Annotated in this window: 17 protein-coding genes; 7 read left to right on the top strand and 10 right to left on the bottom strand. The window is 60.0% G+C overall.

Features of this window, described 5'->3' with window-relative positions; all coding sequences use genetic code 11:
* Nucleotides 1-13 precede the first annotated feature (13 nt).
* The 7 genes from J5J06_16150 to J5J06_16120 form a co-directional block, all read right to left on the bottom strand.
* Nucleotides 14-727: a hypothetical protein gene (locus J5J06_16150; GenBank protein ID MCO6438625.1), complete on the bottom strand. Its 714-nt coding sequence runs from the start codon at nt 725-727 to the stop codon at nt 14-16.
* 160 nt (nt 728-887) lie between these two features.
* Nucleotides 888-1,715, bottom strand: coding sequence for a hypothetical protein (locus J5J06_16145; protein MCO6438624.1), 828 nt, complete (start codon nt 1,713-1,715; stop codon nt 888-890).
* A 281-nt stretch (nt 1,716-1,996) separates the two neighbouring features.
* On the bottom strand, nt 1,997-2,698 hold the full coding sequence (locus J5J06_16140; protein MCO6438623.1) for an ABC transporter ATP-binding protein: 702 nt from the start codon (nt 2,696-2,698) through the stop codon (nt 1,997-1,999).
* Between the two features lies 1 nt (nt 2,699).
* Entirely contained in the window at nt 2,700-3,806 is a 1,107-nt protein-coding gene (locus J5J06_16135) for a hypothetical protein (protein MCO6438622.1), read from the bottom strand.
* Between the two features lie 521 nt (nt 3,807-4,327).
* On the bottom strand, nt 4,328-5,380 hold the full coding sequence (locus tag J5J06_16130; protein MCO6438621.1) for a hypothetical protein: 1,053 nt from the start codon (nt 5,378-5,380) through the stop codon (nt 4,328-4,330).
* 277 nt (nt 5,381-5,657) lie between these two features.
* Nucleotides 5,658-6,158, bottom strand: a complete 501-nt coding sequence (locus tag J5J06_16125; GenBank protein MCO6438620.1) for a hypothetical protein — start codon at nt 6,156-6,158, stop codon at nt 5,658-5,660.
* A 42-nt stretch (nt 6,159-6,200) separates the two neighbouring features.
* Entirely contained in the window at nt 6,201-6,734 is a 534-nt protein-coding gene (locus J5J06_16120; protein MCO6438619.1) for a hypothetical protein, read from the bottom strand.
* A gap of 51 nt (nt 6,735-6,785) precedes the next feature.
* On the opposite strand from J5J06_16120, the gene J5J06_16115 reads away from it, so the two are divergent.
* A complete protein-coding gene (locus tag J5J06_16115; protein ID MCO6438618.1) occupies nt 6,786-7,289 on the top strand; it encodes a hypothetical protein in 504 nt (167 codons plus the stop codon).
* Here J5J06_16115 and J5J06_16110 read toward each other — a convergent pair.
* The 3 genes from J5J06_16110 to J5J06_16100 form a co-directional block, all read right to left on the bottom strand.
* Nucleotides 7,286-7,858 (bottom strand): hypothetical protein, encoded by a 573-nt coding sequence (locus J5J06_16110; protein ID MCO6438617.1) that lies wholly within the window; start codon nt 7,856-7,858, stop codon nt 7,286-7,288. The two genes, J5J06_16115 and J5J06_16110, sit on opposite strands and share 4 nt — an antisense overlap.
* A gap of 28 nt (nt 7,859-7,886) precedes the next feature.
* Nucleotides 7,887-8,201, bottom strand: a complete 315-nt coding sequence (locus J5J06_16105; GenBank protein MCO6438616.1) for a glycogen-binding domain-containing protein — start codon at nt 8,199-8,201, stop codon at nt 7,887-7,889.
* A 151-nt stretch (nt 8,202-8,352) separates the two neighbouring features.
* Nucleotides 8,353-9,039: a hypothetical protein gene (locus J5J06_16100; GenBank protein MCO6438615.1), complete on the bottom strand. Its 687-nt coding sequence runs from the start codon at nt 9,037-9,039 to the stop codon at nt 8,353-8,355.
* 171 nt (nt 9,040-9,210) lie between these two features.
* Between J5J06_16100 and J5J06_16095 the strand changes: the two genes are divergently transcribed.
* The 6 genes from J5J06_16095 (at nt 9,211) to J5J06_16070 (ending at nt 14,869) form a co-directional block, all read left to right on the top strand.
* Complete coding sequence (locus J5J06_16095; protein ID MCO6438614.1) at nt 9,211-10,749, top strand: SpoIIE family protein phosphatase; 1,539 nt, start codon at nt 9,211-9,213, stop codon at nt 10,747-10,749.
* Between the two features lie 138 nt (nt 10,750-10,887).
* Complete coding sequence (locus J5J06_16090; protein ID MCO6438613.1) at nt 10,888-11,412, top strand: RNA polymerase sigma factor; 525 nt, start codon at nt 10,888-10,890, stop codon at nt 11,410-11,412.
* A gap of 107 nt (nt 11,413-11,519) precedes the next feature.
* Nucleotides 11,520-12,377 carry a zf-HC2 domain-containing protein gene (locus J5J06_16085; protein ID MCO6438612.1) on the top strand — a complete coding sequence of 286 codons (858 nt, stop codon included), beginning with the start codon at nt 11,520-11,522 and terminating at the stop codon, nt 12,375-12,377.
* Between the two features lie 140 nt (nt 12,378-12,517).
* Entirely contained in the window at nt 12,518-13,024 is a 507-nt protein-coding gene (locus J5J06_16080) for a hypothetical protein (GenBank protein MCO6438611.1), read from the top strand.
* A 257-nt stretch (nt 13,025-13,281) separates the two neighbouring features.
* A complete protein-coding gene (locus J5J06_16075; protein ID MCO6438610.1) occupies nt 13,282-13,731 on the top strand; it encodes a methyltransferase domain-containing protein in 450 nt (149 codons plus the stop codon).
* A gap of 439 nt (nt 13,732-14,170) precedes the next feature.
* Nucleotides 14,171-14,869, top strand: coding sequence for a hypothetical protein (locus J5J06_16070; protein MCO6438609.1), 699 nt, complete (start codon nt 14,171-14,173; stop codon nt 14,867-14,869).
* Nucleotides 14,870-15,181: the final 312 nt, after the last annotated feature.

Here is a 15,181-nt window from a genome sequence, read left to right as displayed (position 1 = left end):
AAGCGCGAATGTCTCAATGATCGTGATCGTGCCCGCTGTGGTCATGCGACTCGTGGTCGTGACCCGCTTTCTCGCCTTCATCGTGTGCCATCTCTTTCGGATTCACCGTGAAGCCCTGAGCGACCAGATTGGGCGCGTACTTGACTGGATCAGCGAAGAACTTCTTGTCGCAGCCCTTGCAACAGAAGTAGATGTTCATGCCGTTTGCGGCCGTCGTGAAGGACTTCGGGTCGATGTCCTCGCCCATTACGGGGCACTTGGTCTGGTAGGTGTAGCTGTTCGCCAGCGTAGCGGCGTACTTGTTTGGGTCGCGCTTGTACTTGTTGACACAGCCCTTACAGCAGAAGTAGACCTTGTTACCGTTGCTTTCGACGAACACATCCAGGTCGACCGGCTCCTTGGATACGGGGCAGGTGACCTGAACCTTCGGCCGCGCCGCCATCGCTTCCCGTTGCGCCGCGACCTTCGTCGCGTACTTCGCAGGGTTGGCCTGGTACTTGGACACGCAGTCCTTGCAACAGAAGAATACCGGCCCCTCATCGGTGGCCACACTCACGGCCAGGTTGATCGGTTCGCCCATCACGGGGCACATCGGAAGCTCCTTTGCCGGCGACATGGCCATCTTACCGTGGTCACCGTGACCTTCGTGTTGTGCCCATACCGGCATCGCAGCCAGACCCAAAACCGCGACGCATCCCACAGCAGACTTCTTGACGAAAGTATTCATCGTAGACAATCTCCTTCGATACGAATCCAACGGGCATCCCGCCCAAACCCCACGGTTTGAGTTCGTGATCCCGGCCCTTACTTCCAATTGGATGCACAGGCCCTGCGGTTCCTTCCATCGCTCTTGAGAAAAGAACCGGGCCCTGACATGCCTCTCGAATTCAGGCGGCCTGCAGGGCTTTCACAGGGTCCTGAACGGCCGCAAGGCCCGCGGCCGGCAGCGCGCCGACGGCGGAGAGTATCGTTGTCGTAACAATAGTGACCCCGGCCAGGTCAAGGGCTGGAAGGATGCGCAAGGTCGATCCCGCATCCTGTCCGAGGCTGATCGCCACGCCTACCAGAAGGCCCACGACCGCGCCGGAAGCGCCGAGAAGAGCGCCGCGGGTGAGGATCATCGAGACGATAGTCCACGCGGACCCGCCCACCGCAACCAACGTGGCCAGTTCAAGGCGGCGCTCGGTGCCGTTCATGTACGACCAGATCAGGACGCTGACTGCGATAACTACACCGGTGACCAAGTACAAGACGCGCCGGTGGTCGCGCAATGTCGTATGCATCGACTGCTCGGCTGTTTCGCCCCGTTGGGTGGTCAGCGCCGTCATATTCGTATGGCGCGCGGCGATCGAGACTGCAAGCGCATCTACGTCGGCGCCCGGGGCCGGAAAGACGCGCAGTTCATTATAGGAATCAGGCAGGCTGAACATCTGCTGCAGGCGCCCAAGATGGAGAAAAACAGCAGAGTCATCCTGGCTCGCGGTCGCCGGAACCACCGCGAGGACTTCAAAGGGATGCCCTTGTAGTTGTACCGTTTCTCCCGGTGTGATGCCCAGTTCGGTCGCCAATTCCGCGCCGATGAGTAACTGATTCTCGCCCAATTGCCGAAACAGATCCGATGGCGCGACAACGGTCTCCGGCACGACACCTACGACGGGAATCCGACGCCCGCCGTACGGAACCTTGAGCGACAGTCGCCCCTCGATGGATGACACGAACGATCGGAATTCGCTACGCAGACGGCGAACGTCCGTCCCATGGAACGGTGCTGTCTCCAGTTCGAATCGGGCCAGGTCTCTCGCTGTCTTTTCTCGGGGGATGACCCGGATTGCCGGACCGATCTGGTCAAGATCCGCGGCTACCGCGGCTTCGCGCGCCCTGGCCACCAACTCGAGGCCGGCGGCAAACGAAACGGCAAGCGCGATCACGCTGACCGCGATGGCTGTTCCAAAGCGGCGTTTCGTTAGCTCCTGTATGGAAAGCCACATGGCCGGGGTCATAGCGTTGCCTCTGCTACGCACATGCACGGCTCGTCCCTCACGAGGTTTGCCTCTTGAAGGGTCACGAGGCGCGTCCCCTGCTCTGCGAGGCGCGGGTTGTGGGTGGCCATCATGATGGTCTGGCCTCCGGCATTGAGATCGCGGAGCACATTCATCACATCGCCGGTCATGGACTCATCCAAGTTGCCGGTCGGCTCGTCGGCGAGAATCACATCGGGATCGTTGATGAGGCTCCGACAAAGCGCGACGCGCTGCCGTTCGCCGACGCTCAGTTCCGACGGCCTGTGCTTCAGACGTTCCGAAAGCCCCAGGCGTTCGAGCAGAGTGCTGGCTCGTCGAAGGCTGACACCTCTCGACTTACCGGCCAGCACGGCCGGAACGATGACGTTCTCGAGGCAACTAAGGTACGGCACGAGATTGAATGTCTGGAAGACGAAGCCAATGCGCGTTCGACGCCACGCAGCGCGCCTGGACGGACTCAACCCGTAAACGTCCGTGTCGTCAAACAAGACACGCCCCTCGGTCGGATGCTGCATGCCTCCGATCGTAAACAGAAGCGTGCTCTTGCCGCTTCCACTGGGGCCGACAATCATGACGAGTTCGCCGGGGCCAACGTCGAGCGAGATGTCACGAAGAGCCGTGACGGGAGAGCCGTTCTTGCCGGGAAAGCGCTTTGTCGCTTGGTCAATGTGAATCATTTCATACCTCCCTGAGTACCCTCGTCGGATCGAGGCGTGCCGCCCAGAATGCCGGGATCGCCGCGGCCGCCACGCTCACGACAAGGGCGAGCGTTATGGTCGGCGCCAGCAAGCCGCTCGGAACGGGCAGGCTGATGCCGATCAGTCGAGCGGCTATGTCCTCGGTCAGTGGGAACCCCAGCCAGTAGCCGGCCAGACCGCCGAGAAGGCCGATGATTGCGGCCTTACTTGTGAACAAAAGCACGACGAACCATGGTGAAGAGCCCGTGGCCAGTAGCAGCCCGATCTGCCGGATCTGCCGGCGCACCTGTGATGCAATAAGCCCAATCACGATGGCGGCGATGAGTGCGACCGTGATCGCCATCGCGACTTTCGAGTAGCGTTTCGCCGTGGCCACCGTTCCCTTCTGGGCCTTGAGCATCCCGGCAATGGTTACGGCTCTGGTTCCGGGAAGGGTATCTTCAACTTGCGAAGCCAGCTTGGGAACGTCCAAGCGACACCAGCAGCCGGCGAGGCGCATCGCGTTGAGCTGTTCAGGGCGGTCGAGTACGTCCTGGGCTAGGTCGAGCGGTCCAAAGACGCCGACATCCAGCCCGTCGGGTGGCGTCTGCACCACGTTCGCGACGGTCAGTTGATACCCGTTGACGTCCACATGGTCGTTTGGTTTGACGGCAAGTTTGTCCGAAGCAGTATTGCCAATGATGACCCGGTCGGACGAGAACGGATCGGCGACACGCCCGCGCTTCATTGTTTGTTCGCCGACAAGTACGAGTGGAACGCCCTTCGGCTCGACGTTGCCGTACAGGCGCGATTGGATAAGACTGATGGGTGTGCGCAATTCGGGGGACTCGAGGATTCGATCCGGGTACGAGTCCGGCATCGACGCTTCGCCATAGTCCATGGCGTAAAAGCTGGAGAGATTCGTCGCCTTGGGAACGACGAGCATGTTCTTGCCGAGCTTGTGCGCAAGCTCGTGGACTTGCGCCTCGGTTGATGCAGACAACGCACGCTGCGTGGTGAGTGTCGCGACGACGGCTGCCACGACCACCGACGTAAGCACGATCTCGAACCAACGATGCAACAGGCTCCTTGTGAATAGTACGATCATGTCGCTTCGACCCTCCGCATGATGTTCACTGCCGGTACACGGCCCGTCTCGGCCGTCTTAACATCCAAACCGTTGTACGCCGAATTCGCTTGAGGCGATGGCGTGACCAACCGTCTACCCGGTCCGCCCGTTCCGGTTACCGAATCCAAATCGCCTCGTGAGAACATACTCTTCCGTATCCGCCGCATCTCTTCGTCAGCGGTCTTCCCGCACGCGAGCAGGGACGCAAGTAGGAATCCCGTGCAAAACGCCGCGGCTGCGATGATTCCGATCCACATGGTTGTTCGATCCACGTCACCCGTGTGCGACCAAAGGGCGAGACGCCCCGTGGCGCCCACACAGGATTAGATGCATGAACCATGCGACGTCTTCCAAACCCGGCCGACAATTCCCGCTCGTTCGGGCAAACCGCTTCGGTACCGATAATGCAGCCTGTTTGGATGCTCGCTGCCGCATTTGTCCTTCTTCCCTCCGCGGGTTGTTACCGTGCCTCCGCCGCCCAGCCGCCGGCGTGGGATATCCTAGAAGCTAATGATCGTATTGAACGTGACCCGATGCTCTTGCAGGTTTTCTGAAGCGCTTTCCAACGGCACCTCATACGTCAGACCAACGGAAACATTGTCCCTCGCCTGCCAACGAAACCCGAAGCCCGCAGAGAAGAAGTCACGGCCGGTGACGTCCGTGGCCCCAAGGCTTCCGACATCGAGGTAATCGGCGTTATACGGAAACTCGTCGGCACTCGAGAGATAGTGGATACCGTGGACCTCGATCAACGGGCGAAACGTCTCGGTCAGCTCGTAGTCCAAGTGCAGGTTCCAGACGAGGCTGGTGTTGGCAGCATCTCGGTTTGTAGGGATTCGCCCACTCAAAGCACCGAGAAAATGCCACTTTTCCCAGCCCTTGGCCATGCTCACGAACGGGCTGAGCTCATCGGACTTTCCGCCTTGCCAAGCTTCGGCAGAGCCGTTCGACAGCTCCCATCGAAGGCCGGCACTCACGAGAAACTGCTCGTCAGGGTTGCTGTAAAGGGCATACTTCAGACCAAGCCCCCAGTCATTCCAGCCGTCCCCTTCCGGTGTGGCGCGGCTGTCAACCCAGCTATAGCCGCCCTTGGTAACGATGAACGCAAGCCGCTCCGTAAGGGCGACTCTGATTTGTGCAGCAGCAACGTGAACCTGCCCGTTACCCAACACCGAATCACGCGGAATATCGTGATGCATATAGAGCAAACGCAGATCCGTTGTGATGAACGGATCCTCGAAGTAGATGGGCATCCCGACCGGCATCACGAAATCTTCGTAGCCGGACATGCCGGTCAGGAATCCAGGCCAGGCCTTGGATTCCATATCCTCAACCCAGCGCGGATGGTCGCGCCTGGAAGTGTCAGCGGGTGCGTCGTAGGTTTCTTGACCTAGGAAGCTAGCATGCCGTAGAGAAAGGTCGTTTGACTGTGCCTGTACACTTGAACACTCGGTCGTGTTGAGTAGCGCGCCGATCGCAACGGAGGCGAGAATCCAGATTGGGCTGAAACTGCCCGATCCCGAGTTATGGTTGAACATATAGTACTTCTCCATTCTTGATCTTTTGCCGGAGAGCATCGCATTCTGACCGCGCTGGATGCGATGTGCGGCTCACCGTAAATCGATTCGTGTGGAATCACGGGAACGCAAGCGGTCAACCGACGCGCTAGGCAATCATGCTCAGCTCCGTCGAATCGATCCGCTTGCGCTCCGAACTTGATCCCACGACCGGGCCAGCCGGCTCACCGCGAGTCGGCACTTGGCCCGGCCGGTCTGCCCGCAACGTGTTCTCTCATCTACCGCCTGCTCGGTGTCGGCGAAGTAAAGGCCACTATGCGGCCGTATCTCTCCGGCCCGTCCCTTCTCTCGTGGGCGGTGCCCGTGCACTGCGATGTGGCGACAACGCCGCATCCAGACCGAATTGCATGGCCAGGCGTTCGATCTCCGTGAGCGGGCCGTCATCGAGGACATGTCGCCCTGCGTTCACGATCAGGATCCAAGCGTCGCTTTCCACGCCCCAGAGACGGCGGATCCAAGCGCCGCTGTCGCAGATCGTGATGAGCTCGCGCCCGTGGAAGACCACGTGCGGGCCGCAGCATTGTTTGCAGAACGCGTCGTGCGAACGAATATCAATCCCATGAATCGATACGCCGGCGACACCCCGTCCTTCCGCCAGGAAGCTGCGAAGCAGTTCGTCCGTGGCACCACGACACGACTCAGATGTATGAGTCAGCAGAATGACGTTGAAATCCGCCAGGAAGTCATCGAACGGTCGCTCATGGCCGTCCCCGTCTGCGAGTCTGAAACCCGGAAGCATTCTCAGGCGTAACATGATCAGGTACTCCTTCGGGCAGCCGGTGCATGATCAAGCCATTCAATTAGATGCACGACACGGTTGCGATCTTCCATCGCGAATTGTTCGCGACGCGTCCGCATGCCTGCGCTTGGGCGGCGCCCGGGCGATATGATCGCCCGATGAGACCTCCTCCAAATTGATTTTCAGTCCCGATTGGCTGATCTCCTCAAGGCAGCCCACGTCAAACACCTGCGGGCCAGATCTCACGACGAAGAACCGGTCATCACCGATGACGTCGAATTGCCGAAGCATGCTGCCGTCGCCGTCACAGATCGTCGCGAGTTCCGGCCCATTGAATACGATGTGCGGTCCGTGGCACGTTTCACAGGGTTGATCCGGCGACCGAACGTCGAACGCGCGCGCCGCTACATGGTCGCCACCGCGGTTCTCGACCAACAGTCGCCGCAGAAGGCGCGTTGCCGGCCCATGCGATGCCAGAGGTACACGTCGGATCAGCAGGATGTTGAAGTCGGCCAGGTAGTCTCGGAGCGGCCGATGTCTGCCATCTCCGTTCGAAAGCCGCAGGTCCGGAAGTACTCGTTGAGTGATCATGATTCAGTCCTCCAATTGGGAGTTCGTCAATTGGTCAAGCCATTTATTTAGATGCACGGCGTCTCACCCGTCTTCCTGAAGATCTGTCTGCTCTTGTCGCGTACTACCGAAGATGCCGCCCGGGTCGTGCTTCGAATCAAGTCCACCTTCGCAGTGATTTCCGGAACCGGCCGCTCCGAGATGTTTGTGATTGCCTGCTGCGGGCCGATAGACTGCATGCGGCACTGGGATCAACGCGAGCACATCGCTGTCAACGGGCGGACCAATGACGGAAATGCGCGTTTGGGGATAATCAACGCTGAGGTCGTGGAGGAATTCTATGACGCCGACCCCAAGGCCGTAGAAGTCGACAGCGAGCACGTCGAATTGGAGTTGTCGAAGGATGACCGTGGCCCGCTCGACCGTCTCAACCTCGACCACGACGGCACCTTCACGCCGGTACGAATCGGATGCGACGAGTCGTCGGTCCGCATGTCTGCTCAGCACCAGTATAGACTTACTTGGCGTCACGTTCCGGTCTCCGTCGGACGATCAAGATCGAGAGAGATTAACTAATTGCCAAGCTCCTGAGGGCGCGTCTCGTATAGGCGGGCTCGAAAGCGTATAACGTCGATGGCCAGTTGGTGCCGCAAGGGGTCAGGATAGGCCATTGTGGCTTTTCCGATGACACGCCGGTCAGGCCCGATCAGAAACAACTCGTTGAGTTTCGTGGCCCCGTAGAGTTTGCGGATCATCCCAGTTGCATCACAGATACTGATGGCTTTGTCGGTCGATCCTAGCAGATGACAGTCCTTGTGCGTTCCGCAACTGCGGTCCGCCCAATGAACGTCCACAGCGCGCACCCGAACGGAATCATCCAGAGCATGCTCCTTGATGATGGATTCAAGATAATCGGTCGATTCCGCGTGCGTATCGCTGTCGCAACGAGTAAACGCAATCACTGTGAAATCGCCGAGTACATTTCCTAGCGTCATGGAGCGCCCATGCTCGTCCTCGAAGAAGAAGTCCAGGAAATGGTGGCCCAGCTCAGGCTGGTCGACTCTTCCGCGCATCGGTCGTCGGGCGGCACAACCCGAGAAGAACATCAAGATTGCTAAGGACGCCAGAATGCTTGAAGCACGCATTGCCTACCTCCGTTCCCTGTGCCATCGGTCACCGGATCAGAAGAATGCGGTTCAGTTCACCGCAGGCATGCGGCGCGCATTGTTCGCAGTCCGGGTGGCCGTTCTTCAAATGCGGGTCGCAACACGACACGCCATCGACGACGAACTTGTACTCGTAGCGGCCGGCAGGCAACTGCAAGTCGGCGCTCCACTGGCCGTCAGTGTCCTGAGTCATTCGCAATGCGCCGGGATCCCAGTCGTTGAAGGACCCAACCAGCGCGATTTCATGGGCGTTTGGCGCAAAGCAAGTGATTCGGGCCGTTGACCGCAGCCCCTCGTGTTCGAGTTTGCCTTTGTTCGTCACTCTTGTGCCTCCGCCGCGCGCCAGCCGTCGCCACAGTGCGCGGCACGATTCAACTCTGCACGCTCAGAGCATCATGACAAGGTCTCTACCTGTTAGATGCGTGGAATGGGCGATTCCTTCCCGAATACTTCGCGCGAACCGGCGTGGGCGATTAGTCAAGGTGCAGGCGTATGCCCTGCAGGGCCAGCCCCGGAGCATACTCCACTGTGTTCTGCATCAGCTCATCGTGACAGCGTTGCGAGCACACGTAGACCGTTTCGCCTGATGGCAACGTGGCCCGGATGGTTGGATCGATCTGCTTCTCATCCACCGGACACTTCGTCTGGTACCAAAAGCTACTGGCAACAGCGCCGGCGTACTCAGCCGGCGACGCTACGTACTTGTCGCGACAATTCGGCGAGCAGAAGAAAATCCTGCCGGCGGGCGACTCAACGTATATCGCAGGGTCGGGTGGATCTCCCGAAATCGGGCACGAGACCTGGATTCGCGGCAGATGGTCGAGTTCCTTTCGCTGCAATTCGATCTTGGCATTGAACGTCGATGGGGCAGCGTGAAACTGCTCCATGCAGTGTTCGCAGCAGAAGTAGATGGGGCCGTCGGGCGCAGACACGCGATGGGCGAAATTCACCGGACCGCCGCCGACAGGGCACTTTGGCAGCCAGGAGGGTGGGTCAGGAAGAGGGTGCTGTGGGGTTTCGCCCGCCCACCAGACCCAGCCGAGCAACCCGGCCACGGTGGCCACCGCGAGACTCGAACCGAGCGCCCTGACGGGATGCGTTTTACGCCGTTTCGGTCTGGCGCGGCGCCGCTGCTGCAGGCGTTTCTGTCGTCGAGCCATGTTCTGGATCCAGGTTCCACTATGTTGGATGCATGGAAGGGTCCTATTCTTCCGGCTAATCCTAATCAGGCAGTTTTTGTCGGAAGGCAGACCGGGGCTCGCGCATCTAAACGAGAGACGGCGCCGGCGCCTCGCCCCGGCGATGCTAGCCAAAACCCGGCGGGAGAGCCGATGCCGAGTGACTCAAACAATCCGAGCGGTGCCCCGCGCAATCGAGCTGCCGGGCCGCGTTGGTGGAACACGCTTGCCTTTCGGCTGGGCGTCATCGTCAATGTGACGGTCGTTTCCGTCCTCGCGGTGTCCGCATGGGTGGACCATCGGCGCGACGCCGACGCGCAGATTGAGCACGCCTTGACTCGTCTTCAGGAGGAGGCGCGAGTGCTGCGCGCCGCATGGAGTCAGTTTCGAGAGCCCAAGAGTTTCCAGCGGTTCGTGGACGGGTTCTGTCGACAGATGACAAATTCGGCCTCGCCGGGGCATCACATCGCTGTTTTCGATGCGGATGGCGAGGTTCTCGTCCGGGCGCACGAACGGGCGGATTCCGAACTCGAGCGCCGGATGATGGAAAACGGCGCGAACAATGTCCACACGTTCGACCTCAGCGGTGAACAGTTCGCAGCGTACTCGCTGAATATCGACAAAAATGCCAGCCTGGTCGTCGCGGTCTCGCTCCAGCCGGTCGAAGAACTGCTTCGCGTGCAGGGTGTCAGTCGTGCGGCGGCGACGGGAGTCCTGGTGGTGGTTCTCTTCGGGGTGACGACGGTAAGCCTGCTCGTTTGGGTGCGCGACCCGATGCGTGGGTTAGTTGGGGCCGTAGCCGCGGTCAGTGATCGCCGTTTTGATCATTCCATCGAGCCACGTGGAGCGGCCGAGCTTCGTTACCTGGCGCAGGGTATGAACCAGATGATTCAAGCGCTTGGCCGCACGGAACATCATCGTGCCTCGGAGATGCGGCGTGCGCGGGAGATTCAGCGGGCTCTGGTGGGCGACCGGAACCTCTCGGTTCACGGCTGTCGGATTCGAGCCGTGTTTCTACCGACGGCGAGTGTCGGGGGCGATTTTTTCGACATCGTACCGCTCGACGATGGGTCCACGGTGGTAGCCGTCATCGACGTGACGGGCCACGGCGTGCCCGGGGCGCTTTGCACCGCTTTGCTCCGGTCTTCGCTGCGGCACCTGACACGCGAGACACACGATGTTGGCGAGATTGCGCAGGGCCTGAACCGCGACCTTTGCGACATCACGGCGGCCGGCGTGTTCGCAACCGCCGTGCTGATTCGCTTGGGACCGGGACACGACGAAGTCGGGTATGCGAACGCAGGCCATGATCCGCCGTTGCTCAACACGCCGGATGGCGGCGTAGACACGCTGAATCATGCCGGCCTGCTTCTCGGAGTGGATGCTGACGCCAAGTATGAATCTGTCCGCCTTCAGGTTGCCCCGAGGAGCAGGCTGCTTGCGTTCACGGACGGCCTGCACGAAGCGATGTCGCCCCAGGGTAAGCAATTCGGCCGAAATCGCGTATTGGAGTTGTTCGCCGGGACGCATCAATTGTCCTTGGAGGAGCAGGTATCCACCACCTTGGGCCGGGTCCGTTCGTTCTGTGGACGGGAGGAATTCGAAGATGATGTCACCTTGGTTGGCATCGATTGGAGTGAATCTGACGAGAGAAACCGTCCCTCCGTTCCGGCCGGTACAGGCTGCCGCTAGAATGGGCCGTCGGATCGAGCCTGAGTCCGGTCAGGCTGAGCGGATGCAGGGATCCCGGAGTGGTGATCGAAAGCCGCCTGTATGTGACGAAGTCATGGTTCGCGCCGAAGGAGCGGTGCAATCTAAGGTTGTGGATGCGTGGAAGACCGACTGCTCATCGAACGGTGCCTGACAGGCGAGCGAGAAGCTCAGCGCCAACTGTTCGAGCAGACGTCCGTGCGCATCTATCGTCTCCTTCTTCGTATGACCGGCAACCCGGACGACGCCGCGGATCTGACCCAGGAAACCTACTTCAAAGGGCTTCAGCGGCTGGATCAATTCGACGGCCGATCTGCCATCGGGTCTTGGTTCTACCGGATCGCCGTCAACGAGGCGCTCCAGTTCCGCCGCCGCCAGGGTGTGGGGACCGTCAAGCTGCAAGCCGTTGCGCCAAATCAGCCTACCGAGGCGCAGAGGCCCAGGACCGACCTTGAACTCGACATGGAGAGCGCTCTGGCCGAGCTTCCACCGGACGACCGGGCATTGCTCCTCCTGCGGTACCAGGAGGAACTCGATTATCGGGGCATTGCGGAGGCGCTCGACTGCGCCGAGGGGACGGTAGCCTCCCGGCTAAGCCGTGCCAGAGACAAGTTACGGGAAATCTTACGAAAAAGTTACGGATAGACGGAAGGGGCGCTCTCTGCCACGCATCTAAATAAGAGACATGGATCCCATCAAAGGTGTCTGCCCGTCGATGAACGTCGCGTGTGCGACGAACGGGGCAAAACAAAATGTGCTGCGAACAGGTAGAACGACAACTAGGACGCTACGTGGACGACGAGATATCCGCGGCGGAGCGTGAGAAGATCGAGACCCATCTCGGTTTCTGCTCGAGCTGTCAGGCCGAACTGGAGGAAATGCGCGAACTCGTGCGCGGAATCGCACAGCCGCCTGCCGTGACCGTGCCGGACTTTCTCTGGGCATCCATCGCACGACGACTCGACAAGACGGACCGGACGATCTCGCCCGCACGCCCGTTGCGGCGCCTTCGGTTCCGAGGCGCTCCTTGGGCGATCGCTGCGGGTGTGGTCCTCGCCGTCGGACTGAGCATGTTCGGCCTGTCGTCGCTTGAATCGACGGCGCATGCATCGACTGTGGACTTTGGAGTTCTGCTCGACGCCCTGCCGCTCGACGCTCAAAAGGCGTTCAGGAAGTTCTTGATGCGTTACGACGCCAAGCCTTCGACGCCTGTCGCGGCGAAGCGGATTGCCTCCGCTTTGAACTTCGACACGCCGCCTGTGCTACCGGGTGGATTCCGGTTGCAGTCGGTCTATGAGCTTCGAATCGGTGGGACGAGGGGCATCGCGGCCGCGTATGACAGGGACGGCGAGTTTCTGGCGGCAGTGTTTCACCCACCAATGAAGCACGAGAAGTTCGGATCGCACGAGAATCTTCCTTGCGTCATCGGCGACCACTGCGGACACAAGGTACAGGTTGGGGAATGGAAACTGGTTCACTTGACCGACCCGACGACCTGTCACTGCCTGCTGAGCAGGGTTGACGAGCAGAGCGAGATGCCGGCGGTCATGGCGGCGATTGCGCCCAAACTAACCGAAACAGGGCCGACGAGCGACCATCATCATCCCTGAAGATACGCGTGTGACTCGACCGGGGCGCATAGAAGGAATTGGTGTTGGGTCTCGGGAGAATCGCAAAGAGAACTTTCGTGAATCGACTAATGATGGCGTCCAGAGCGGCTATCGCTCCGGAAAAGGGGAGGAAAAGACCGGTGAATCGAAGGCAAGTTTTGATCCCGAGTATGCTGCTCGTCTGTGTTTGGCTTGGTGCCTGTAAACAGGATGATGAGCCGGGCGATGGCCGCGCCAAGCCGGAGGCGAGCGCTGAGGCAGCGTCGCTCGATACCTACGGCCTTGTTGATGACGAATACGGGTCAGGCATTGCGGAGTTCGGAACGTGTGGCGACAACGCGGAGTTCTTCGCGGAGTGCGAGGCCCCGCTTGTAGAGCCGGTGCCCCAAAGACAACCGGATGCCGGTACAACCGAAACCATCTGCTCGGCAAGTCGCGACATATTGAAGTTGCCTGAGAATGTGGATCGGCGCAAAGCCGACAACGCAACGACGGTTCGAACGGAGTCGGCCCTACTGGTATCTACATCCGCGAGGCGATGTGGGCAGGCGGACTCGTCGAAGAGCATGCTTGCCGAAAGTGCCAGGACCACGCAGGAGGAAGCCACCAGCTGTTCATGCGGGATGAAACTGTGCCTGTGCGGATGACAGGTGGGCGCAAGGATTTGTCTGATTGAGCCGTGCCCGAAATGGATGAATAGTCCGCAACGGCACAAGACGGTGTGCCACGAATCGTCTGTAACGAAAGCTCTGGTAGCGTCATGCAAGTGGATTCGGCGGATCTTCGTGAAGGCGTGCGTGCAGCCTATTCTCGGGCCGCACAACGTCCGGACGAACAACATGACTTCCCTGTGGGCCGCACATTTGCTGAAAGCGTCGGTTACCCGCGCAGTGTACTCGACGCGATGCCCGCAGTCGCTGTTGAGGCTTTCGCCGGCGTGTCCAACGTGAGCATGTTCGCGGACATCCCAGCCGATTCGCGCGTCCTTGATCTTGGATGCGGTGCGGGACTCGACACGTTGATTGCGGCGCAGCGTACCGCTGCCAACGGCAGGGTCATTGCGGTAGATTTCAGCGATTCGATGCTGGATCGCGCCCGGCGAGCCGTAACGGAAGCCGGTACACAAAATGTTGACGTGAGGAAAGGCGATGCCGAGGAACTTCCCGCCGAGAGCGCGTCGATCGACGTCGTGATCATCAACGGGATCTTCAATCTTAACCCCGCCCGCGAAGCGATCTTCCGAGAACTGGCTCGTGTGGTTCGCACCAATGGGCGGGTATTCGCGGCTGAGTTGATCCTGAAAGAACCTCTGCCGGAAAACGAACGCCGCGACGTGTGCAACTGGTTTGCATGAGTGGCTGGAGCGAAGGAAGGCGGTGCCTTTCTGGGCGAGTTTCGGGCGGCGGGATTCCGGTCTTCGGAATTGATCCGAACGATGCGAAACGCGCGTACGACAAACCGACGGGTAATGGCTGCGGAAATCATAGCAATCAGGTAGCGGTCGCTAGACCGCGGCGTGCGAACGAGTGCTGGCGTAGGTGCCAGCGGATTCTGGGTCAGGCTTTGCGAGTGAGGTGACCTCGCCCCACGCGGGAAGCGCGCCCTGCAGCACTACGTGTGCCTCAGCAGCTTTGGGGTTGCCATGTCTTTCGGAGTTTTTTCTTTGAACTTCCGGAAGAAGCCCCGGCCCCTGTGCATCTAACTGTGTGTAGCGGTTCGAGTGACAGCGGTTTAGGCTCGGGCCTGAAGAGAAGGACCGTGAGATTCTACATTCTGAACGAGGAGTAAAGAGCATGCTCAAATGGTTGTGCAGTTTTACCGTCGTGGTTTCCGTTGCGGCGATAAGCGCCGGTTGCGTCAACGGTGTGATCGGCCCGGGAGGCGGGGACTCGTCGGCCGTCGCCGACGTATCCGCCAAGGCCGCCGACGTCGCCTCGCAGGTTGGCGGGGAAAGTGGATTCGGCGGCACGCTCATGGGCGGGTATGCCAATCATATGCCCGGTCAAATGGGGTTCTACGACGTTAGCGATCTTGCACCCGAAGCGACGAACATGATGGTCCTGGTTCGCAACGAATCGGACGAGGCGGGAACTTTCCATTTGTCCTACTTCGCGAGCCACATGGGGCTTGAGGATCAGATGATGGACGTCGTGGTCGGCGTGGGCGAGGAGGTCACGGTCGAGATTCCGTGTTCGGAGATCGTAGGCATAGGGCCGCTCCAGCAACCGGGGGAGCCGGGCTGCCATCTGGACGACGGCGAAGCCGTCGACAATGTGATGGCGGTACCCGGGTTCTTGGGCCAAGACTTCGTTTGCAACGGGACGTACGAGTGCGTGCTGACTCAAGATGTCGATGACCTGGATGGTGACGGCGACACCGAGGAACTGATCATCCTGAGCGATGCGATGGAGTTCCACATGATGAACGGTGGCCCCATGGGCCACGGGCACGGCATTGGTTCGGGCATGATGGGCTCACATATGGGCATGTGATCGCTTGGCACGTTCGGCTGCCCATTGGATTTCGCAGATACAATCGAGGGAGTGAATGAATGATTCGAGGACTGATACGTTACAGGTTGCTGTTCGTCACACCGCTGTTAGCCGTCGTCTTTTTGATCGGATGTCAAAGCTCCGGTCGCCACGGGCGGGTCGATCCCTGCTCTGGCTGTGGTCGTAGCCATCAAAGCGCCGACCCCGGGCATGGCCAGGCTAATGACGGCCACGACCACGCGCATCCTTGAATTCCGATGGCATGAGCACGCGCGATGGCAGTGGAAACGCGTGGATGGCACAAAACTGGCC

It is taken from the genome of Phycisphaerae bacterium, from assembly GCA_024102815.1.
Lineage (GTDB): Bacteria > Planctomycetota > Phycisphaerae > UBA1845 > UBA1845 > JAGFJJ01.
This window is presented reverse-complemented; position numbering and strand designations above follow the sequence as displayed.